General features: G+C 64.7%; 24 protein-coding genes, 1 other RNA gene and 1 pseudogene. 18 read left to right on the top strand and 8 right to left on the bottom strand.

What is annotated here, in order from left to right; translation table 11 throughout:
- Window positions 1-7: 7 nt before the first annotated feature.
- The 5 genes from ACI6S0_RS03890 to ACI6S0_RS03910 form a co-directional block, all read right to left on the bottom strand.
- Window positions 8-250, bottom strand: a complete 243-nt coding sequence (locus tag ACI6S0_RS03890; protein ID WP_010337236.1) for a DUF2842 domain-containing protein — start codon at window positions 248-250, stop codon at window positions 8-10.
- Window positions 251-255: 5 nt separating this feature from the next.
- A complete protein-coding gene (locus ACI6S0_RS03895; protein ID WP_099232388.1) occupies window positions 256-837 on the bottom strand; it encodes a 5-formyltetrahydrofolate cyclo-ligase in 582 nt (193 codons plus the stop codon).
- Between the two features lie 28 nt (window positions 838-865).
- Window positions 866-1,022, bottom strand: a non-coding RNA gene (gene ssrS / locus ACI6S0_RS03900) — 6S RNA.
- Between the two features lie 11 nt (window positions 1,023-1,033).
- Complete coding sequence (locus tag ACI6S0_RS03905) at window positions 1,034-1,369, bottom strand: cell division protein ZapA (RefSeq protein ID WP_434405003.1); 336 nt, start codon at window positions 1,367-1,369, stop codon at window positions 1,034-1,036.
- Window positions 1,362-1,694 (bottom strand): hypothetical protein, encoded by a 333-nt coding sequence (locus tag ACI6S0_RS03910; protein ID WP_143560216.1) that lies wholly within the window; start codon window positions 1,692-1,694, stop codon window positions 1,362-1,364. The genes ACI6S0_RS03905 and ACI6S0_RS03910 overlap by 8 nt, the downstream gene beginning before the upstream one ends.
- Window positions 1,695-1,726: 32 nt before the next feature.
- On the opposite strand from ACI6S0_RS03910, the gene tkt reads away from it, so the two are divergent.
- The 3 genes from tkt to ACI6S0_RS03925 all read left to right on the top strand — a co-directional run bounded on the left by tkt (window position 1,727) and on the right by ACI6S0_RS03925 (window position 6,015).
- Window positions 1,727-3,694 carry a transketolase gene (tkt, locus tag ACI6S0_RS03915; protein WP_434405004.1) on the top strand — a complete coding sequence of 656 codons (1,968 nt, stop codon included), beginning with the start codon at window positions 1,727-1,729 and terminating at the stop codon, window positions 3,692-3,694.
- Window positions 3,695-3,730: 36 nt separating this feature from the next.
- Window positions 3,731-4,741 carry a type I glyceraldehyde-3-phosphate dehydrogenase gene (gene gap, locus ACI6S0_RS03920; RefSeq protein ID WP_004211711.1) on the top strand — a complete coding sequence of 337 codons (1,011 nt, stop codon included), beginning with the start codon at window positions 3,731-3,733 and terminating at the stop codon, window positions 4,739-4,741.
- 71 nt (window positions 4,742-4,812) lie between these two features.
- On the top strand, window positions 4,813-6,015 hold the full coding sequence (locus ACI6S0_RS03925; protein WP_037507546.1) for a phosphoglycerate kinase: 1,203 nt from the start codon (window positions 4,813-4,815) through the stop codon (window positions 6,013-6,015).
- A gap of 20 nt (window positions 6,016-6,035) precedes the next feature.
- On the opposite strand, the gene ACI6S0_RS03930 is transcribed toward ACI6S0_RS03925, so the two are convergent.
- Both ACI6S0_RS03930 and ACI6S0_RS03935 read right to left on the bottom strand, forming a co-directional pair.
- Complete coding sequence (locus ACI6S0_RS03930) at window positions 6,036-7,247, bottom strand: MFS transporter (protein ID WP_434405006.1); 1,212 nt, start codon at window positions 7,245-7,247, stop codon at window positions 6,036-6,038.
- A gap of 79 nt (window positions 7,248-7,326) precedes the next feature.
- Window positions 7,327-7,824, bottom strand: a complete 498-nt coding sequence (locus ACI6S0_RS03935; RefSeq protein WP_434405007.1) for a TlpA family protein disulfide reductase — start codon at window positions 7,822-7,824, stop codon at window positions 7,327-7,329.
- A 259-nt stretch (window positions 7,825-8,083) separates the two neighbouring features.
- Here ACI6S0_RS03935 and ACI6S0_RS03940 point away from each other — a divergent pair, with 259 nt between their 5' ends.
- Window positions 8,084-8,989, top strand: a complete 906-nt coding sequence (locus ACI6S0_RS03940; RefSeq protein WP_434405900.1) for a fructose bisphosphate aldolase — start codon at window positions 8,084-8,086, stop codon at window positions 8,987-8,989.
- Between the two features lie 5 nt (window positions 8,990-8,994).
- Window positions 8,995-9,492, top strand: coding sequence for a hypothetical protein (locus ACI6S0_RS03945; protein WP_434405008.1), 498 nt, complete (start codon window positions 8,995-8,997; stop codon window positions 9,490-9,492).
- Here the strand turns inward: ACI6S0_RS03945 and ACI6S0_RS03950 are convergent.
- A complete protein-coding gene (locus tag ACI6S0_RS03950) occupies window positions 9,476-10,603 on the bottom strand; it encodes a P1 family peptidase (RefSeq protein ID WP_434405009.1) in 1,128 nt (375 codons plus the stop codon). The genes ACI6S0_RS03945 and ACI6S0_RS03950 overlap by 17 nt on opposite strands.
- 74 nt (window positions 10,604-10,677) lie before the next feature.
- Here ACI6S0_RS03950 and thiE point away from each other — a divergent pair, with 74 nt between their 5' ends.
- The 13 genes and pseudogenes from thiE (at window position 10,678) to nuoF (ending at window position 20,611) form a co-directional block, all read left to right on the top strand.
- On the top strand, window positions 10,678-11,370 hold the full coding sequence (gene thiE / locus ACI6S0_RS03955) for a thiamine phosphate synthase (protein ID WP_010337227.1): 693 nt from the start codon (window positions 10,678-10,680) through the stop codon (window positions 11,368-11,370).
- Window positions 11,371-11,444: 74 nt separating this feature from the next.
- Complete coding sequence (locus ACI6S0_RS03960) at window positions 11,445-11,813, top strand: DUF1622 domain-containing protein (protein ID WP_099232409.1); 369 nt, start codon at window positions 11,445-11,447, stop codon at window positions 11,811-11,813.
- Window positions 11,814-11,861: 48 nt separating this feature from the next.
- Window positions 11,862-12,980 (top strand): L,D-transpeptidase family protein, encoded by a 1,119-nt coding sequence (locus ACI6S0_RS03965; RefSeq protein ID WP_434405012.1) that lies wholly within the window; start codon window positions 11,862-11,864, stop codon window positions 12,978-12,980.
- A complete protein-coding gene (locus ACI6S0_RS03970; protein WP_434405013.1) occupies window positions 12,977-13,543 on the top strand; it encodes a M23 family metallopeptidase in 567 nt (188 codons plus the stop codon). Before ACI6S0_RS03965 ends, ACI6S0_RS03970 begins: the two co-directional genes overlap by 4 nt.
- Window positions 13,544-13,757: 214 nt before the next feature.
- Window positions 13,758-14,321 (top strand): elongation factor P, encoded by a 564-nt coding sequence (gene efp, locus ACI6S0_RS03975; protein ID WP_004211725.1) that lies wholly within the window; start codon window positions 13,758-13,760, stop codon window positions 14,319-14,321.
- 17 nt (window positions 14,322-14,338) lie between these two features.
- Complete coding sequence (locus ACI6S0_RS03980; RefSeq protein ID WP_434405014.1) at window positions 14,339-14,677, top strand: hypothetical protein; 339 nt, start codon at window positions 14,339-14,341, stop codon at window positions 14,675-14,677.
- Window positions 14,678-14,713: 36 nt separating this feature from the next.
- Complete coding sequence (locus ACI6S0_RS03985; RefSeq protein ID WP_004211727.1) at window positions 14,714-15,526, top strand: inositol monophosphatase family protein; 813 nt, start codon at window positions 14,714-14,716, stop codon at window positions 15,524-15,526.
- 294 nt (window positions 15,527-15,820) lie between these two features.
- Entirely contained in the window at window positions 15,821-16,195 is a 375-nt protein-coding gene (locus ACI6S0_RS03990) for an NADH-quinone oxidoreductase subunit A (RefSeq protein ID WP_004211729.1), read from the top strand.
- On the top strand, window positions 16,186-16,740 hold the full coding sequence (locus ACI6S0_RS03995; protein WP_004211730.1) for a NuoB/complex I 20 kDa subunit family protein: 555 nt from the start codon (window positions 16,186-16,188) through the stop codon (window positions 16,738-16,740). The genes ACI6S0_RS03990 and ACI6S0_RS03995 overlap by 10 nt, the downstream gene beginning before the upstream one ends.
- 1 nt (window position 16,741) lies before the next feature.
- Window positions 16,742-17,356, top strand: a pseudogene (locus tag ACI6S0_RS04000) (NADH-quinone oxidoreductase subunit C); the annotation flags it as partial.
- 5 nt (window positions 17,357-17,361) lie between these two features.
- Window positions 17,362-18,597, top strand: coding sequence for an NADH-quinone oxidoreductase subunit D (locus ACI6S0_RS04005; RefSeq protein ID WP_303761681.1), 1,236 nt, complete (start codon window positions 17,362-17,364; stop codon window positions 18,595-18,597).
- Complete coding sequence (locus ACI6S0_RS04010) at window positions 18,597-19,280, top strand: complex I 24 kDa subunit family protein (RefSeq protein ID WP_004211734.1); 684 nt, start codon at window positions 18,597-18,599, stop codon at window positions 19,278-19,280. Before ACI6S0_RS04005 ends, ACI6S0_RS04010 begins: the two co-directional genes overlap by 1 nt.
- Window positions 19,277-20,611 carry an NADH-quinone oxidoreductase subunit NuoF gene (gene nuoF / locus ACI6S0_RS04015; protein ID WP_434405016.1) on the top strand — a complete coding sequence of 445 codons (1,335 nt, stop codon included), beginning with the start codon at window positions 19,277-19,279 and terminating at the stop codon, window positions 20,609-20,611. Before ACI6S0_RS04010 ends, nuoF begins: the two co-directional genes overlap by 4 nt.
- Window positions 20,612-20,613 lie beyond the last annotated feature (2 nt).

Here is a 20,613-nt window from a genome sequence, read left to right on the forward strand (position 1 = left end):
ATCGGGATTAACCCTGACGCCAGCGCCCCGTTTCCATCCAGGCGAGCAGCCGCCGCAGCGGCAGGATCCAGATCCAGATCAGGCCCAGGAAAATATAGACCGGCACCTGGCCCCACATCGGCAACTGGCCGATCAGCGGCGACAGGCTGCCGACCAGCACGGCCCAGCCCAGGATCAGCCCCAGGATCGCGAACATGCCAGCGGGCTTGCGCCAGCTGGGCTGATGATAATGGCGCGGGTCGATGCTCATCGGGTTCAGCCTGCCTCGATCACGGCGGTTTCGGTCAGGATCATGTCGAGCGGCAGATCCCAGGGGTCGGCCGGCACATCATCCAGTTCCTGCGCCGACCAGGCAAGGCCGACGCGCAAGGCATCGGGATGGCGGGCAAAGGCGCGGTCATAATAGCCGCCACCCTGGCCGAGGCGGTTCATTCGTCGGTCGAAACCCAGCAGCGGCGCGATGATGACATCCGGCGCCACCGCGCCGCCCGACGGTTCGGGATGGCTGGTGCCGAACAGGCCGGGGAACAGCTGGTCCTCGGGCCGCCACAGCAGGAAGTCCATGCTGCCCAGCCGATCGAGCACGCGCGGCAACGCCACCTGCTTGCCCATCACGCCCAGTTGCGGGGCCAGCCGCTGCGCCGGCGCCTCGTCATCCAGCGCCATGTAGAGCGCGATCACCTGCGCGTCGGCGATGCGCTGGGCGAGCGGGGAGGGGACGGCCTTGAACGCCAGCCTGTGGGTCAGCGCGTCGAGCGAGGCGACGAAGTTGCGCCGTCGCTGCCGGGCGATCGCGCGCAGGGTCGACTTGTCGGCGGCATCACTGTCGTCGGGCATGGGGTGCCTTTGCTGGTAGGGGCAGGGTGACGGGACCGCCTTGGCCGTTTGCTGGAATATCCTCTGACGCCTCAACGTCAGGTGGGGACCATGTAGATCGGGCCAGAGCCCGCCCAGGGACAGCCCCCGTGGATGTGATTATCGCCTCAGGGATGTTCGCTAAAGCTCGCACCAGGCAGTGCCCGTCGCCGCCAATCTAGGCGTCGGCGGCGCGGGCGGCAAGAGCCTCGCTCAGCTTTTCTACGCGCGCTGCCAAAGCCTCGACCGCGCGGGCGGCCGGTTCGTCATCGCCAACCAGCGCCAGTTGCTCCTGCCGGCCCGCCGCGGCGCGCTTCAGTTCGTTGAGTTCGTCCGCCATGAACAGCGCCGCGAACAGCAAGGTGCGCACCTCGGTCAGCCCCGGCGTGCTGCGCTGCGCCTGATAGGCCTTGTCCTCGATGATCTGGGCCAGATGCGCCATATGTGCTTCCTCGCCATCGCGGCAGCGCAGCTGATAGGGGCGGCCGGCGATCTGCAGCATGATTTCAGCCATCGGTGCGCCCTCGCAATTCCCCGATCAGATCGTCCAGCGATTGCAATGCCGCCTGGGCGGCCATCTGGTCGATGCCGGAATTGGCGTGGGGGACAGCCTGCGAAAGGCTGGCCACATTCTGTTCAAGCCGACTGATCGCGCGCTCCAGCGTGCCGATCGCCTGCATCATGCGGTCGCTTGCCATATTTTCTGCATAGCCAATGTTTTCGCCTTGCAAAAGCGCTGTTTGGACGGCTTGCCGCGCACCACGCCCCGCCTGCGGTTGACGCATGGGGATTGACGCGACAAAGGGAACCCAAATCGACTCGCCCGTTCGCGCGGGCATTCCATGCCAGTCATGAAAGACATCTTCCCGCTATGACCGTTTCCGACACGCAGCTCGCCAACGCCATCCGGGCGCTTTCCATGGACGCCGTGCAGGCTGCCAATAGCGGCCATCCCGGCATGCCGATGGGCATGGCCGATGTCGCCACCGTGCTGTTCAAGGATTATGTGAAGTTCGATCCGGCCGCGCCGAAATGGGCCGATCGCGACCGCTTCGTGCTGTCGGCCGGCCATGGCTCGATGCTGATCTACTCGCTGCTGAACCTGACCGGCTATGCCAGCCCGACGATGGACGACATCCGCAACTTCCGCCAGCTCAAGAGCCCCTGCGCCGGCCACCCGGAGAATTTCGAGCTGGCAGGCGTGGAAGCGACCACCGGCCCGCTGGGTTCGGGCCTTGCCACCGCCGTCGGCATGGCCATTGCCGAGCGTCACCTGAACGCCGAGTTCGGCGACGATCTGGTCGATCACCGCACCTGGGTGATCGCCGGCGACGGCTGCCTGATGGAAGGCATCAACCATGAGGCGATTGGCCTTGCCGGTCACCTCAACCTCTCGCGCCTGATCGTGCTGTGGGACGACAACAAGATCACCATCGACGGCGCCGTCGACCTGTCGAGCAACGAAGATGTCCGTGCCCGCTATGCCGCCACCGGCTGGCATGTCGTGTCGTGCGACGGCCATGACGTTGCCGACGTCCGCCGCGCCATCGACGAAGCGCTGGCCGATCCGCGTCCCTCGCTGATCGCCTGTGCCACCAAGATCGGTTATGGCGCGCCGAACAAGGCCGGCACCTCGGGCGTCCACGGCTCGGCGCTGGGCGAGGCCGAAGTCGCCGCCGCCCGCGAGTTCCTGGGCTGGACCGCCGAACCCTTCGTCGTTCCCGCCGACATCGACGCCGCCTGGAAGGCGATCGGTGGCAAGGGTCGCGATGTTCGCGCCGCATGGGAAGGTCGCCTGGCAAATGCCTCGGAGGGCGCTGAATTTTCGCGCCGCATGGCAGGCGAATTGCCGGCCGGCTTCTCGCTCGACGCCTATATCGACAGCCTGATCGCCAACCCGCAGAAGGTCGCCACCCGCAAGGCCAGCGAACTGGCGCTGGGCGCGATCAATGATCTGCTGCCCGAAACCGTCGGCGGCTCGGCCGACCTTACCGGCTCGAACAACACCAAGACCAAGTCGACCGGCCCGCTGACCCGCGACGATTATTCGGGCCGCTATGTCTATTATGGCATCCGCGAATTCGGCATGGCCTGCGCGATGAACGGCATGGCGCTGCATGGCGGCGTGATCCCCTATGGCGGCACCTTCCTGGTCTTCTCCGACTATATGCGCGCCGGCATCCGCCTCGCTGCGCTGCAGGAACAGCGCGTGATCCACGTCCTCACCCATGACTCGATCGGTCTGGGCGAAGACGGCCCGACCCACCAGCCGATCGAGCATGTCATGTCGATGCGCATGATCCCGAACCTCGACGTCTATCGTCCGGCCGACATCGTCGAGACGGCGGAGTGCTGGGAACTGGCACTGAAGGATGCAACCGGTCCGTCGGTGCTGGCGCTGACCCGCCAGAACCTGCCGCAGCTGCGCCTCGAAAAAGCTGAGAATCTGTCGGCCAAGGGCGCTTATCGCCTGGTCGCCGCGACCGCCGATCGCAAGGTCGTGCTGCTCGCCACCGGTTCGGAAGTCGAGATCGCCGTCGCCACCGCCAAGGCGCTGGAAGAACAGGGCATCGGCGCCGACGTCGTCTCGATGCCCAGCTGGGCCCATTTCGACGCGCAGGACGCCGCCTACAAGGCCGACATCCTGCCCGCCGGCGTGCTGCGCGCCTCGATCGAGGCCGGCACCACCTTCGGCTGGGAACGCTATACCGGCCTTGACGGCCTGCGCTTCGGCATCGACAGCTTCGGCGCGTCGGCTCCGGCCGAAGTGCTCTACGACCATTTCGGCCTGACCGCCGCCAAGATCGCTCCGCAGATCAAGGCCGCGCTCGGCGCCTGAGCCCAAGACCTACACGCAAACCGGGAGACAAGTGCAGTGGCAACGAAGGTAGCAATCAACGGTTTCGGCCGCATCGGTCGTCTGGTGGCGCGCGCCATCCTCTCGCGCACCGACCATGATCTGGAACTGGTGAGCATCAACGACCTGGGCGATGCCAAGGCCAATGCCCTGCTGTTCAAGCGCGACTCGGTCCATGGCAACTGGGCCGGCGAAGTCAGCGTCGACGGCGATTTCCTGGTGGTCGACGGCAAGAAGATCAAGGTGACGGCAGAGCGCGATCCCGCCAACCTGCCGCACGCCGAACTGGGCGTCGAAATCGCCCTGGAATGCACCGGCATCTTCACCAGCAAGGACAAGGCCGGCGCCCACCTGACCGCCGGCGCCAAGCGCGTCGTCATCTCGGCACCGGGCACCAATGTCGACAAGACTGTCGTCTTCGGTGTCAACCATGACGAGCTGACCGCCGACGACATCATCATCTCGAACGCCAGCTGCACCACCAACTGCCTGGCGCCGCTCGCCAAGGTGCTGAACGATTCGATCGGCATCGAACGCGGCTTCATGACCACGATCCACAGCTACACCAACGACCAGAACACGCTGGACCAGATCCACAAGGACATGCGTCGCGCCCGCGCCGCTGCCCTGTCGATGATCCCGACCACCACCGGTGCCGCCCGCGCCGTGGGTGAGGTTCTGCCCGCGCTCAAGGGCAAGCTGGACGGTTCGTCGGTCCGCGTGCCGACCCCGAACGTCTCGGTCGTCGACCTGAAGTTCATCCCCAGCCGCGCCACCACGGTCGAGGAAGTCAACGGCCTGCTCAAGGCGGCCTCGGAATCCGGCCCGCTCAAGGGCATCCTGGGCTATTCGGACGAGCCGCTGGTCTCGATCGATTACAACGGCGATCCGCGCAGCTCGACCGTCGACAGCCTGGAAACGGCCGTGATCGAGGGCAACCTGGTCCGCGTGCTCAGCTGGTACGACAATGAATGGGGCTTCTCGAACCGCATGATCGACACCTCGGGTGTCATGGCGAAGTTCCTCTAAGCCTTCCCAGCCCCGCCGGACCAACCGGCGGGGTTTTTCTTCTGATATAATTCCAAATTCTAGGAGCGATCATGGCAAAGCCGTTCAAGACACTCGACGACATGGGCGACATCACCGGCAAGGTGGTGCTGGTGCGCGAGGATCTGAACGTGCCGATGCAGGACGGTTCGGTCAGCGACGACACCCGTCTGCGCGCGGCGATGCCGACCATCCTGGAACTGGCCGATCGCGGCGCCAAGGTGCTGATCCTGGCCCATTTCGGTCGGCCCAAGGGTCAGAAGAACCCGGAATTTTCGCTGAGCAAGATCACCCGTCCGCTGACCCAGGTGCTGGGTCGCGAAGTGCAGTTCATTCCCGATTGCCAGGGTGAGGCCGCGACCGACGGCATCAAGGTGATGCGCAACGGCGACATCGCGATCCTCGAAAATACCCGCTTCCATGCCGGCGAGGAAAAGAACGACCCTGCGCTGGTCGATGCGATCGCCGCGATCGGCGACCTCTATGTCAACGACGCCTTTTCCGCCGCGCATCGCGCCCATGCCTCGACCGAGGGGCTGGCCCACAAGCTGCCGGCCTTTGCCGGCCGCTCGATGGAGAAGGAACTGGACGCGCTCGAAGCCGCGCTCGGTGCCCCGGTCAAGCCGGTCGCGGCCGTCGTCGGCGGCGCCAAGGTGTCGACCAAGCTCGACGTGCTCAACAATCTCGTGACCAAGGTCGATCATCTGATCATCGGCGGCGGCATGGCCAATACCTTCCTCCACGCCCGCGGCGTCGATGTCGGCAAGTCGCTGTGCGAAAAGGATCTGGCCGACACGGCGGACGCGATCTTCGACAAGGCCGAGGAAGCCGGCTGCATCATCCATCTGCCCTATGACGTGGTCGTGGCGAAGGAATTTGCCGCCAACCCGCCGTCGGTGCGCACCTGCAACGTCCATGAAGTCGCCGAGGACGAGATGATCCTCGACGTCGGCCCGGCTGCGGTCGAGGCGCTTGGCGATGCGCTCAAGAACTGCCGCACCCTGGTGTGGAACGGTCCGCTCGGTGCGTTCGAGATCGCACCGTTCGACGCGGCGACCGTCGCCCTTGCCAAGACGGCGGCGGCGCTCACCAAGGAAGGCCAGCTGGTCTCGGTCGCGGGCGGTGGCGACACCGTCGCCGCGCTCAACCATGCCGGCGCGGCCGCCGACTTCACCTTCATCTCGACCGCCGGCGGCGCCTTCCTCGAATGGATGGAAGGCAAGGAACTGCCGGGCGTGAAGGCGCTCTACGCTTAAGCCTTTTGACGGCAGGGGCGTCAGCGCGTGGCGCTGGCGCCCCGGTCGAACAGGATGAAGACCAGCGCGGCCACGCCGCCGATCGCCGCACCGGCGATCGCGCTCAGGCTCCAGCCGCCCGCTTCATAGGTGGTCGATCCGATCACCGATCCCAGCGCCCCGACCACGAACATCACCGTCATATAGGCCGCGTTGATCCGGCCGCGCGCATGCGGATCGAGCGAGAAGATCAGCTTCTGCCCGGTGATCTGGCTGACCTGCACCGCCGCGTCGATCAGCACCGCCATGATGGTGAAGCCGATCAGGCTGCCTGCCGCCACCGTCCAGTCCGCCAGCAGGAAGCCGATCGACAGCGCGATCAGCGCGCCGAGCGAGGCCGGGCCAGTCAGGCGCCGGTCGGCCAGCCAGCCCGCCACCGGCGCCACCAGCGCGCCGCCCGCACCCGCCAGCGCAAAGGCGCCGATGCCATTATGACCCAGGCCAAAGTCATGGATCAGGCTCAGCGGCGCGGCGGTCCAGAACAGGTTGAACGCCGCGAACATCGACGCCTGATAGAAGGCGCGCATCCGCACGACGCGATATTTGCCGAGCTGCGAGAAGGTGGAGCTTAGCACTTCGCCATAATGCATGCCGCCCTTGGGCCGGCGCTGCGGACAGGCGATCAGCAGCGCGATCGCGACCAGCGCAATCACCCCGGCCGACAGCAGGAAGGTCGCGCGCCAGCCCATCGAACCGGCGAGAAAGCTGGCGATCGGCCGCGACAGCATGATGCCGAACAACAGGCCGCTCATCACCGTGCCGACCACGCGGCCCTGCCGCTCGGGCGGTGCCAGATGGGAGGCGAGGGGGATCAGCACCTGCACGCCGGTTGCACCAACGCCGGTCATGACCGACGCGATCAGGAAGGTGGCGGGACCATTGGACAGGGCGATGGCGATACAGCCCAGCACCGTCGCCACTGCCGATATCAGCACGATCCGCCGGTTCTCGAACAGGTCGGCCAGCGGCACCACCAGGATGATGCCCAGGCCATAGCCGAGCTGTGTCAGCGTGGTGATGAGGCCCGCGACCCCGGCCGACATGCCGATCTCCGGCCCGATCACGTCGATCAGCGTCTGGGCATAATAGAGGTTCGCGACCATCGTCCCGCACGCGACCGCCATCAACAATATGGCAAAGCGGGACAGGGGCGCATCATCGCGCGGCAGGGGCAGGGCGGCGGAACTAGTCATGCCGCCCTAATGGTCACCCCCGGTCCGGCTTTCAACCGGATGACAGAAATTTCATTGTGCAATGCAACTGAAAATCGCCTCAGGCGGGCGGCTGTTCGTTCAGCAAGGGCACCAGCAGCGCATTGAGATCCTCCAGCTCGAACGCGCCGGATTTGGCGTAGCGCAGCCGGCCCGCCCGATCGATGACGAAATTGGTGGGCACCCCGGTCAGCGGGCCATAGGGGCCCTTGATCCTTCTGGCCGACGGGATGTGCATCGCCGCGAACAATTGCTTCAACTGCGCGACCGGCACCGATCCTTCGGTGGTGATCGCGAACATCTTCAGCCCATGTTTCTTCTGGAGCCCATAATAGCTGTCGAGCGTGGGCAATTCCTTGCGGCACGGCACGCACCATGTCGCCCAGAAATTGAGCAGCACCACCTGGCCCTTCAGCTCCGCCAGCGACACCTTGCTGCCGTCGATCAGCGTCAGCTCGAAATCCGGCGCCATCTCGCCGACCACCGGCTTGGTCGCCGCCCGCGCCGATCCGGTATCAAGCAGCCCCAGCATCAAGGCAGCGGCCATGACAAGCTGCATCTTCCCGATCCCCATTCGTCCCCCATTCCATGTCCTGGCCAAAAGCCTATCAGGCGCCTTCGCACGCGCCAACGATATTGGCGGCCGTCCCGTCGCCGTAACGATCCAAGCATCTTGCGGTGCGACATGGGACTAGCTAACAGCCCGGATACCGGCGGACCTGATGGCCCGCTACAGTCATGCCCTCGGGTTCGCCCGATGGCTTCCATCTTTCCGCGCTGCCGAGGGGGCGGCGCGCCCCAAGAGAAGGTATGTGCAGATGCTGGATCAGGACATGGTCAAGAAGGTTTCCGACGGTCAGGGCTTCATTGCCGCGCTCGACCAGAGCGGCGGTTCGACGCCCAAGGCGCTCAAGGGCTATGGCGTGGAGGAAGGCGTCTGGAGCAATGACGAGGAGATGTTCGGCCTGATCCACGAGATGCGCGCGCGCATCATCACCTCGCCGTCCTTCACCGGGGAGAAGGTGCTGGGCGCGATCCTGTTCGAGCGCACCATGGACGGTCAGGCCGGCGGCAAGCCGGTGCCCCAGGCGCTGATCGACAAGGGCGTGGTGCCCTTCCTGAAGATCGACAAGGGTCTGGAAGCCGAGGAGAACGGCGTTCAGCTGATGAAGCCGATGCCGGGCCTGGACGAACTGCTCGCGCGCGCCAAGAAGCTCGGCGTCTATGGCACCAAGGAGCGTGCGGTCATCAATCTCGCCAATCGCGAGGGCATCGCCGCCGTCGCCAAGCAGCAGTTCGAGATCGGCCAGCAGGTGCTCGCCGCCGGCCTGGTGCCGATCCTGGAGCCCGAGATCAACATCAAGAGCCCCGAGCGTGCCGAAGCCGACCAGATCCTGATGGAGGAACTGATCAAGGGCCTGGACGCCATGCCGGGTGACGACAAGGTCATCCTGAAGCTGTCGCTGCCCGCCAATCCGGGCCTGTTCGACCCGCTGGTCGATCATCCGCGCGTTCAGCGCGTCGTTGCCTTGTCGGGCGGCTATGCCCGTCCGGAAGCCTGCGTCGAACTGGCCAAGAATCGCGGCATCATCGCCAGCTTCAGCCGCGCGCTGCTGGAAGACCTTCGCTATCAGATGAGCGAAGCCGAATTCGACGCTGCGCTGGGTGAGGCGATCGACGACATCTATACCGCTTCGGCCACCAAGACCCCGGTCGCGGCCTGACGCATATGGACGGCGCCGGGCAGGGGCATGATCCCGCCGGCGCCGCCTTTTCCTATCATCGCGCGGTTGCGCCGATGCTCTGGGTTCTATTGGGCTTGATGGTCGTCGAGACGTCCGTGGTCCATCTGCTGGTCGCGCTGTGGAGTCCGCGCGCGGCGTTGATCCTCTCGCTTCTGAGCCTCGCCACGATCGGTTGGTTCATCCTTTTCATTCGCGCCTTGCGCCACCATCCGGTGCGGATCGGCCCGGGCGGGCTGGTCTGGCCCATCGGCAAGCTACGCAGCCTCACCATTCCCTGGCCGCAAGTTGCGGGTCTGCGCGACGACTGGACTCTGGCCGATCTCAAGGCGGCGGGTCTGTTCAACGGCGCGCTGATCGCCCACCCCAACATCGTCATCGCGCTCGACCCACCGGCTAAAGCAGGGCGGCGCACGATCCGCTACCTCGCCCACCGGCTCGACGATCCCGCTGCCTTCATTGCCGCATTCAGCGCGCGCCCTTGAGCATCGGCAGCACCTTGTCGAGCGGCAGCGCCTCTGCCGTCCCGCGATTGCCGACCACGGTCTGCGCCTTGAACAGCGCGTTCAACACCGCTTCCTCGGTCGCCTCGATGGTCGCCTGGAACAGCGGCGACATACGGTCATTGGGCAGGTCATCGACCGCCGCCACCGCATTGCGCTTCGCCGCCGTGCGCCGCACCGCATCGCTGGTCGAAAAGGCGATGGCATAGTCGCCCGACCCGTTGGAGAAGCTGGAGCCGGTCCGCGCGATGCCGCCAAAGGCGCGCTCGGCGACGCGGCGCAGATTGCGGTCGGACAGCGGCGCATCGGTCGCGATCACGATCACGACCGATCCATCCGCCTTCTTTTCCTCCACCTGCTGGCGATAGTCATAGCGGCCAAGCTTCACCCCCACCGGTACGCCCGCGATCGTCAGTACGCCGCCATAATTGGCCTGTACCAGCACGCCCACGGTCCATCCGCCGAGCGACGCCGGCAGCTTGCGGGAGGATGTGCCGATCCCCGCCTTGAAGCCGAACGCCACCGTGCCGGTGCCCGCGCCCACCACGCCCTCCTCGACCGGGCCGGCCTTGGCGCTCTCGATCGCGCGCCGCGCGTCGGCGATGGTGACATGGCGCCCGCGAATGTCATTGAGCATGCCGTCATTTGTCTCGCCGACCACGGCATTGACCGACCGCACCTCCTCATTGCCCGGCTGCGCCAGCGTCCATTCGACCGAGGCCGCGCCGGCTTCGGCCACGTTCAGCGTATTGGTCAGCAGGATCGGCGTCTCGATCTCGCCCAGCTCCGCGACCTGGGTCGATCCCATGAACTTGCCGAACGCATTATAGGCGACGAAGCCGGCCGGCACCTTGTCCTGGAACAGGTTGCCGCCATGAGGCAGGATCGCGGTGACGCCGGTGTTGACGTCCTTGCTGCGCGGCAAGGTCACCTGGCCCACCTTCACCCCCGCGACGTCGGTGATCGCGTTGAGCGGGCCGGGCTGGAGGATGCCGACGGTTACGCCAGCTTCCCGCGCGCGCGGCCGGGGCGCCTCCTGCGCCAGCACGGGCGCGGCGGACAGGAGCAGCAGGGCGGCGAAAGCGTGGCGCATGGAATATCCTTCGGTATTGTGATCGCGGTCATAGCCGCACTTGGCGCGGCCGCGCGAGCGGCTATAAGGCGCGCATGACCGATTTCACTGACGAAGAACTGGCGCTCGACCCCCATTTTGCCGAGCAGTTCGAAAAGGGCTTTCGCCCCGCCTGCCAACTCTATCTGATTTCGCCGCCGGCGATCGACGAGACTTTCGTCGATCAGCTCGCCCAGGCGTTCGACGGCGGCAAGGTCGCCGCCTTCCAGCTGCGCCTCAAAGGGATCGACGATCATGCCATTGCCGCGCTGGCCGGGCCGATCCAGGCGCTCTGTGCCGAGCGTGAGGTCGCCTTCATCATCAATGACAGCATCGGCCTTGCCAAGCGGCTGAACGCCGACGGCGTCCATCTGGGGCAGGAGGATGGCGACCCGCGCGAGGCGCGCAAGCAGCTTGGTCCCAAGGTGCAGATCGGCGTGACCTGTCACGACAGCCGTCATCTGGCGATGGAAGCGGGCGAGGCGGGGGCCGACTATGTCGCCTTCGGCGCCTTCTACCCGACCACGACCAAGGAAACGACGCACCGCGCCGAACCGTCGATCCTGGGCTGGTGGACCACCCTGTTCGAACTGCCCTGCGTCGCGATCGGCGGCATCACGCCGGACAATGCCGCCCCCCTGATCGCAGCCGGCGCCGATTTCTTGGCGGTCAGCGGAACGGTGTGGAATCACCCCGAAGGGCCAAAAGCCGGCGTCGCCGCCTTCGCGTCGGTGCTGGGCGGCGCCTAATCGCGGGTTTATCCCGATAGGCAAAGGGCCGCCGCCGGGCCAGCATCCCTGCAATCGGGCAAGGGGTGCTGGGCATGGCGTTGGAAGAATTCGTCCATCAATTGGCGGAATATGTCGCGCTGCTGGTCAATCTGCTGGCGATCCTGGCGATCGCCATCGGCTCGGTTCAGGGCGCGATCGGCCTGACGGGGCTGCTGCTTTTCAAGGCGGACGAATCGAAGCTCATGCCGGTCTGGATGAGCTTTGGCCGCTGGGCGGTCGCCGGGCTGAGTTTCCAGCTCGCGGCCGATATCGTCGAAACCAGCATCGCCCCGACCTGGGCGGAAATCGGCAAGCTGGGGGCGATTGCCGCCATCCGCACCTTCCTCAACTATTTCCTCGACCGCGATCTGGAAGCCATACGCGAGCGGGAGAAGGCCAAGGCGGAGGCCGAAGCCATCTGATCGCAGCGGCGCAGGCAGCTTTCCGGCGCCTGCTGCGTTGTCTCTTCCATGATGTGGGAGAGTATCGCCTTGAAATATCGTCTTCTCGGCCTGCCGCTGCTGTGCGCGGCCTGTAATGTGTCGACCACCGACGCCAATGAAAGCCAGCCAGCAGCACCAGCCAACCAGGCGCCGATCAACCAGACCCAGGCCGCGCCCGATCCCTCGGCCGCCTATGCCTTCCAGGTCGTGAAGGAACCCGGCGGCAAGCCCTGGCAGCCCAACCAGATATTGCAGGCGCAGGTGGCGCTCGATCGCTGGGGCTTCTCGCCCGGCGTGATCGACGGCAAGGACGGGATGAGCTTCAAGGCGGCCTTGCGCGGCTTCCAGGAGGCGAACAAGCTGCCGGTCACCGGCGACTATGACCAGAAGACGTCGGCCGCACTGCTGGAGGGGGAGGCGAAGCCGACCACCTGGCTGGTGCGCATTCCTGATGGTTTTGCTCGCGGGCCCTTCTTCGACATTCCCAAGGGGCTGAACAATCAGGCGAGCCTGCCCGCGCTCACCTATCGCAACCTGCTCGAAAAGCTGGCCGAGCGCTTCCACACCACGCCTGAAGTGCTGACCGGCATGAACCCGCCCGATACGAAGGTCGCGGCAGGCGCGACCATCCGCGTGCCGGCGATCGCCAATCAGCCGGTGGCACGGATCGAGGGCGACGAGCGCGGCTGGGGCGAAACGCTCGCCAGCCTCGGTGTCGCCAGGGACCAGCCACAGGCCGATCATCTGGTGGTCGACAAGTCGGAAGGGCTGCTCAAGGTCTATGGCGCGGACAACCGCCTGATCGCGCAATTCCCGGTCACCACCGGATCACAGCATGATCCGCTGCCGCTGGGCGAATGGACGATCAAGGGCGTCAGCCGCAATCCCGACTTCCATTATAATCCCGACCTGTTCTGGGATGCTGCGTCCAAGGACCAGAAGGCGGTGCTGAAGCCCGGTCCGAACGGCCCGGTCGGCGTCGTGTGGATCGATCTGTCCAAGGATCATTATGGCATCCATGGCACGCCCGAGCCGCAACTGATCGGCCGCACCGAAAGCCATGGCTGCATCCGCCTCACCAACTGGGATGCCGCGCGGCTGGCGCAGATGGTGAAGAGCGGCGTCAAGGCGAAGTTCCAGGCATGAATGTCCGGCTGTGGGGCGGTGTCGCGTTCGCGCTGCTGCTCTGCATCGCCTTCGCCCGCTATTGCGTGCGGATCGTCCCGGCCGATGCGCCGGTGCGATCCGTTGCATCCGCGCCGCCAGCCGTCAGCAACGGCGCGCTGCTCATCCCGGTGGAGGGCGTGCCAGCTTCTGCGCTCACCGACACCTTCGCCCAGGCGCGGGCAGGCGGCGCCCGTCCGCATGATGCGATCGACATCATGGCGGCGCGGGGCAGGGCGGTGCTGGCCGCCGCCGACGGCCGGATCGAGAAGATCTTCTGGAGCGAGGCGGGTGGCCGCACCCTCTATGAGCGCTCGCCCGACGGGCGCACCCTCTATTATTATGCCCATCTCGACAGCTATGCGCCGGGCCTGCACGAAGGGCAGCTGGTCAGGCGCGGGCAGACGATCGCGACCCTGGGCAGCACCGGCAATGCCGATCCCGCCGCGCCGCACCTCCATTTCGCCGTCAACCGCATGGCGCCGGCTGATCCCTGGTATGGTGGCCAGCCGGTCAATCCCTATCCGTTGCTGGTCGGCCAATGACCTGTCCTATCGGTCCGCGATCGGCTATCATCGGGGCTGGCCGCGATCGAAAATTGCTCAAGTAGGAAAGCGAATTTCAAAATGTGCGGGAAATGTGCGAAGTTAAGCGGAAACGCCGCCCTCTTGCCCTTGGCGCCGTCTCGCGGTAAAGGCGCGGCCAGCCTCGCAGAGGCCGGCTCTTTTCCACATTCAGACATATAGGCAGGCTCTTCCCATGAAGATCAGCGGCGTGGACATTCGTCCCGGCAACAATATCGAATATGAGGGTGGCTTGTGGCGCGCCGTCAAGATTCAGCACACCCAGCCCGGCAAGGGCGGCGCCTATATGCAGGTGGAGCTGAAGAACCTGATCGATGGCCGCAAGAACAATGTCCGCTTCCGCTCGGCCGAGAGCGTCGAGCGCATTCGCCTCGACACCAAGGATTTCCAGTATCTCTACCCCGAGGGTGACATGCTGGTGTTCATGGACACCGAAACCTATGACCAGATCAACCTGCCGATGGACCTGGTCGGCGATGCCGCCGCCTTCCTGCAGGACGGCATGATGGTCATGCTGGAAATGTATGAGGAACGTCCGATCAGCGTCCAGCTGCCCGAGACGGTCGAAGCGACCATCGTCGAAGCCGACGCCGTGGTGAAGGGCCAGACCGCATCGGCCAGCTACAAGCCGGCGATCCTCGACAATGGCGTCCGCGTCATGGTTCCGCCGCACATCGTCACCGGCACGCGCATCGTGGTCGATGTCTATGAGCGCGAATATGTGAAGCGGGCCGACTGATGCGGTTCGGGCGCAGCATGGCAGTCGCCGTCATCCTCGCGATCGGCGCCCTGCCGGCTGCGCTCCCTGCCCAGACGGTCAACAAGCCGTCCAAGGCGCAGATCGACAGTGCGGCCTATGTGCTACAGGTCATCAGCAGCGCGCTGGAGTCGAAGGACGTCGAGCAGCCGGTCAAGACCGCGCTGTTCGAATGCCTCTACAGCAATTCGCTGTCGCAGATCAGTGCGGCGACCGACAAGGTGATCGCGGGCAATCCGGGCAAGGTGAACCGCAAGGATCCCTCGCAGATGCTGGCGGTGATCGCCGGCACCTGTGGCTATCGTCCGGCCGCCGCCAAGCCCGCCCCCAAGAAATAAAGCAAAGGCCGCCCACCGGGGCGGCGGAGATTTTACATGGTATCCCATTCCGGCCTTCTCACCGTCATGGAACGCGCCGCCCGCAAGGCCGGCTCTAAGCTGCGCCGCGACTTCGGCGAGGTCGAGCATCTGCAGGTGTCGCGCAAGGGGCCGGCGGACTTCGTGTCCAAGGCCGACAAGCAGGCCGAACAGACGCTGGTCGAGGAATTGCAGAAGGCGCGTCCCGACTGGGGCTTCCTGCTGGAAGAGGGCGGGGTGATCGAGGGTGATCCCAACAAGCCGCGTTGGATCATCGATCCGCTCGACGGCACCACCAACTTCCTGCACGGCATCCCGCACTTCGCCATCTCGATCGCGGTCGAGGAGCCTTTGTTCGGCGGCAAGCGCGAAGTGACCTCGGGCCTGATCTATCAGCCGGTCACCGACGAAAGCTATTGGGCGGAAAAGAATCGTGGCGCCTGGCGTCATGACCAGCGTCTGCGCGTCTCGGCCCGCCGTGACCTCGCCGACTGCCTGATCGCCACCGGCATCCCGTTCATGGGTCATGGCAACATGGCCGAATGGACCCGCATCTTCGGTGCGGTGGCGCCTTCGGTCGCTGGCCTGCGTCGCTTCGGTGCCGCTTCGCTCGACCTCGCCCATGTCGCCTCGGGCCGCTATGACGGCTTCTGGGAAAGCGGCCTGCAGCCCTGGGACGTGGCGGCCGGCATCCTGATGGTGCGCGAGGCCGGCGGCTTCGTCAGCGACTTCCGTGGCGGCGACCAGATGATCGACCGCAAGGAAGTGATCGCGGGCAATGACGCGACCCACAGCAAGCTGCACAAGCTGGTGGCCGGCGCGCTGCGCTAAGTACCTGGCCGCGTTGGGGGAGGCGCTCCGCGTTTCCACCGATGGCGTGAATCATGCTCTGCTAAGCTTCTGATTTAAGAGCAAAGGGCGTCGGCCCACCGCGGCGAGTCTTCGGGCTTCCAAAGGTGGTCCGGCGCCTGTTTTTTTGTGTCTGCGGCAATCGTCTCTTGCGCTTTTGGTAACGCGATCAAGCCTTTGCAATTGTTGCGAATCATTCTCACAGGTTCGCCCCTTGCTTCGCATATGCAGCAGGCCTAAAGGCCCCCCAGAACAATTTTCGCCCAGGGGATTCCATTGGTCGATCTCAGCCAATATCTGCCGATCCTGATCTTTCTCGGGATCGCTCTGCTGCTCTCCAGCACCTTCGTCTTCTTGCCGATGCTGGTTGGCCGCCTGACCGGTGCGCACAAGCCCGATCCTGCCAAGCTGTCCGAATATGAATGCGGCTTCCCCGCATTTGAAGAGCCGCGCAGCCAGTTCGACGTGCGTTTCTACCTTGTCGCCATCCTGTTCATCATTTTCGACCTGGAAGCGGCATTCCTCTTTCCCTGGGCGGTGAGCCTTGACCAGATCGGCTGGGCCGGCTGGGCGACGATGATGATCTTCATAGCGGAGCTGGTGCTCGGCCTCGTCTATGCGTGGAAGAAGGGAGCACTCGATTGGGAGTAGAACTGACCAGCCCCATTCCCGGCACCATGCCGCCGATGGGGACGCAGCCCGACCAGGACTTCTTCAACGCGCTCAGCAGTGAAGTCAGCGACAAGGGCTTCCTTGTCACCTCGACCGAGGAACTGTTCCAGTGGGCCCGCACGGGTTCGCTGTGGTGGATGACCTTCGGTCTGGCCTGCTGCGCCGTGGAGATGATCCACGTCAACATGCCGCGCTACGACATGGAGCGCTTCGGCGCCGCGCCGCGCGCGTCTCCGCGCCAGTCGGACGTGATGATCGTCGCGGGCACGCTGTGCAACAAGATGGCGCCGGCGCTCCGCAAGGTCTATGACCAGATGTCCAACCCGAAATATGTGATTTCGATGGGCAGCTGCGCCAATGGCGGTGGTTACTACCACTATAGCTATTCGGTCGTCCGTGGCTGTGACCGCATCGTGCCGGTCGACATCTATGTGCCGGGCTGCCCGCCCACTGCCGAAGCTCTGCTCTACGGCATCATGCAGCTGCAGCGGAAGATCCGCCGGATCGGGACGATTGAGCGTTAATATGGGCCATTCTGCACCCAAGATCGTGAACCCCGAAGGGATCGCCGAGGAAATCGGCGCCCTGCTGGGGTCGATGCTGATCGAAACCATCGATCATGCCGACGAGCTGACCTTCGTTGTCGCGCGCGACGACCTGGCCAATGCCATGGTCGCGCTGCGCGACATGGCGCATTACCAGCAGCTGATGGAAATTGCGGGCGTCGACTATCCGGAACGTCCGGACCGGTTCGAGGTCGCCTATCACCTGCTCAGCGTCACGCGGAACCACCGCGTCCGCGTCAAGGTGTCGACCGACGAGGATACGCCGGTGCCGACCGTCACGCACCTCTGGCCGGTCGCCGGCTGGCTGGAGCGCGAAGTGTTCGACATGTATGGCGTCATCTTCGACGGCAATACCGACCTGCGTCGCATCCTGACCGACTATGGCTTCAAGGGGCATCCGCAGCGCAAGGACTTCCCGCTGACCGGCTATGTCGAGCTGCGCTATTCCGAAGAAGACAAGCGCGTCGTCTATGAGCCGGTGAAGCTGGCCCAGGACTTCCGCAGCTTCGACTTCATGAGCCCGTGGGAAGGCGCGCAATACGTGCTTCCGGGCGACGAAAAGGCGGAGGGCAAGGCCTGATGTCCGACTATCTCGAAAAGATGGATCATGTCACCGATGCGGCCGATCCGGCCTATGGTGACACGGAAATCCAGAACTACACGATCAACTTCGGTCCGCAGCACCCTGCGGCGCACGGCGTTCTGCGTCTGGTCATGGAACTGGACGGCGAAATCGTCGAGCGCTGCGACCCGCATGTCGGCCTGCTGCATCGCGGCACCGAAAAGCTGATCGAGCACAAGACCTATATGCAGGCGCTGCCCTATTTCGACCGGCTGGACTATTGTTCGCCGCTCGGCATGGAGCATAGCTATGTCCTGGCGGTCGAAAAGCTGCTGAACCTGGAAGTGCCGCTGCGCGCGCAATATCTGCGCGTGTTCTTCGCGGAACTGACCCGTATCTGCAATCACATGCTGAACCTGGGTTCGCACGTCATGGACGTCGGCGCGATGACGCCGAACCTGTGGCTGTTCGAAATCCGCGAGGATTGCCTCAACTTCTTCGAGCGCGCGTCGGGCGCTCGCATGCACTCGGCCTATTTCCGGCCGGGTGGCGTCCATCAGGACGTGCCGCTCAAGCTGCTGACCGACATCGCCGACTGGCTCGACACCCGTCTGCCGCGCCTGTTCGAGGACGCGATGAGCCTGGTTGTCGACAACCGCATCTTCAAGCAGCGCAATGTCGACATCTCGATCGTCAGCAAGGAAGATGCGCTGAAGTGGGGCTTCTCCGGCCCGATGCTGCGTGGTTCGGGCATCGCCTGGGACATCCGCAAGGCGCAGCCCTACGACGTCTATGACCGCATGGACTTCGACGTTCCGGTCGGCACTGCGTTTGACTGCTATGACCGTTTTATGGTCCGCGTCGAGGAAGTGCGCCAGTCCGCGCGCATCATGAAGCAGTGCCTCAGCGAAATGCCCGAAGGGCCGATCGCCAGCTTCGACCGCAAGGTCTCCCCGCCCAAGCGCGGCGAGATGAAGCGGGACATGGAAGCGCTGATCCACCACTTCAAGCTCTATACCGAGGGCTTCCACGTCCCCGCGGGCGAAGTCTATGTGGCGACCGAAAGCCCGAAGGGCGAATTCGGCGTCTATCTGGTCAGCGACGGCTCCAACAAGCCCTATCGCTGCAAGATCCGCCCGACCGCCTTCAGCCATCTGCAGGCGATGGACTTCATGATGAAGGGCCACATGCTGGCCGATACAACCGCTGTACTGGGCGCGATGGACATCGTGTTCGGAGAATGTGACCGATAATGGCTGACGCAGTTCATATCCCCGATGAGGCCGAAACCCGCGCGCGCTGGGGCGCGTTCGAGTGGACGCCCGAAAATGCCGAGCAGGCCAAGAAGGTCATCGCGCGCTATCCCGCTGGTCGCCAGCAGTCGGCGGTGATGCCGCTGCTCGATCTGGCCCAGCGCCAGGTCGGTGCCGAAACCCAGACCAATGGCTGGCTGCCGGTCCCGGTCATGGAATATATCGGGCGCCAGCTCGATATGCCGTACATGCGCGTCTATGAGGTCGCGACCTTCTACACCATGTACAATCTGGCGCCGGTCGGCCGCTACCATGTGCAGGTCTGCGGCACGACGCCGTGCATGCTGCGCGGGTCGGACGATGTCTTTGCCGCGTGCAAGAACAAGGGCCTGGTCAAGGGCGGCACGACCCCCGATGGCCTGTTCACCCTCAATGAGGTTGAATGCCTTGGTGCCTGCGCCAACGCGCCGATGGTCCAGATCAACGACGATAATTTCGAAGATCTGACCTACGACAGCACCATCGCCATCCTGGAAACGCTGGCCGCCGGCGGCCAGCCCAAGATCGGCCCGCAGATCGATCGCCAGACCAGCGCGCCGGAAGGTGGCCCGACCACCCTCAAGGAGATGGTCGGCGAAAATCACGACTATCGCGGTCAATGGAACGAAGGAGCGACGGCATGACCGATGCACCCGCACCGGCCCCCTTCGTCGGGCCGCTGTCCGACAAGGACCGCATCTTCACCAACGTCCACGGATTCCAGGATTGGGGCATCGACGCCGCGATGAAGCGTGGCGATTGGGACAATACCAAGAAGCTGATGGAAATCGGCCAGGACGCGATCATCGACACCATCAAGGCGTCGAACCTGCGCGGCCGCGGCGGCGCCGGCTTCCCGACCGGCATGAAGTGGAGCTTCATGCCCAAGGAAAGCAAGGACGGCCGTCCCAGCTTCCTGGTCATCAACGCCGACGAATCCGAACCGGGTTCGTGCAAGGACCGCGAAATCATCCGCCACGATCCGCACAAGCTGATCGAAGGCGCGCTGATCGCCGGTTTCGCGATGCGGGCGCGTGCCGCCTACATCTATATCCGCGGCGAGTTCATCTATGAGGCGAAGGTGCTCTTCGCCGCCGTCGAGCAGGCCTATGAAAAGGGCTTTATCGGCAAGAATGCCTGCGGTTCGGGTTATGATTTCGACGTGTTCGTCCATCGTGGCGCCGGCGCTTACATCTGTGGCGAGGAAACCGCCCAGATCGAAAGCATCGAGGGCAAGAAGGGCCAGCCCCGCCTGAAGCCGCCTTTCCCGGCCGGCGCGGGCCTCTATGGTTGCCCGACCACCGTGAACAACGTGGAGTCGATCGCGGTTGCGCCGACGATCCTGCGTCGCGGCGCCGCCTGGTTCAACGGTTTTGGCCGTGAGAATAACCGCGGCACCAAGCTGTTCCAGATCAGCGGTCATGTGAACAAGCCCTGCGTCGTCGAGGAATCGATGTCGATCCCGTTCCGCGAACTGATCGATCGCCATTGCGGCGGCATCCGTGGCGGCTGGGACAATCTGCTCGCGGTCATTCCGGGCGGGTCGTCGGTGCCGCTGGTTCCTGCGAAGGAAATCATGGACGCACCGATGGACTTTGACGGTCTGCGCGCGCTGGGCTCGGGCCTGGGCACCGCCGCCGTCATCGTCATGGACAAGTCGACCGACATCGTCCGCGCCATTTCGCGTCTCTCCTACTTCTACAAGCATGAGAGCTGCGGCCAGTGCACGCCGTGCCGCGAAGGCACCGGCTGGATGTGGCGCGTCATGGAGCGTCTGCGCACCGGCGACGCCGACCAGAGCGAAATCGACATGCTGTTCCAGGTGACCAAGCAGGTTGAAGGCCACACCATCTGCGCGCTTGGCGACGCAGCGGCATGGCCGATCCAGGGGCTGATCCGGCACTTCCGTCCGGAAATCGAGCGCCGGATCAACGAGAACAAGGGTAGTGCCCCCGTCATGGAGGCAGCGGAGTAACC

The sequence above is a fragment of the Sphingobium sp. DN12 genome, assembly GCF_051058005.1.
GTDB lineage: Bacteria > Pseudomonadota > Alphaproteobacteria > Sphingomonadales > Sphingomonadaceae > Sphingobium > Sphingobium yanoikuyae.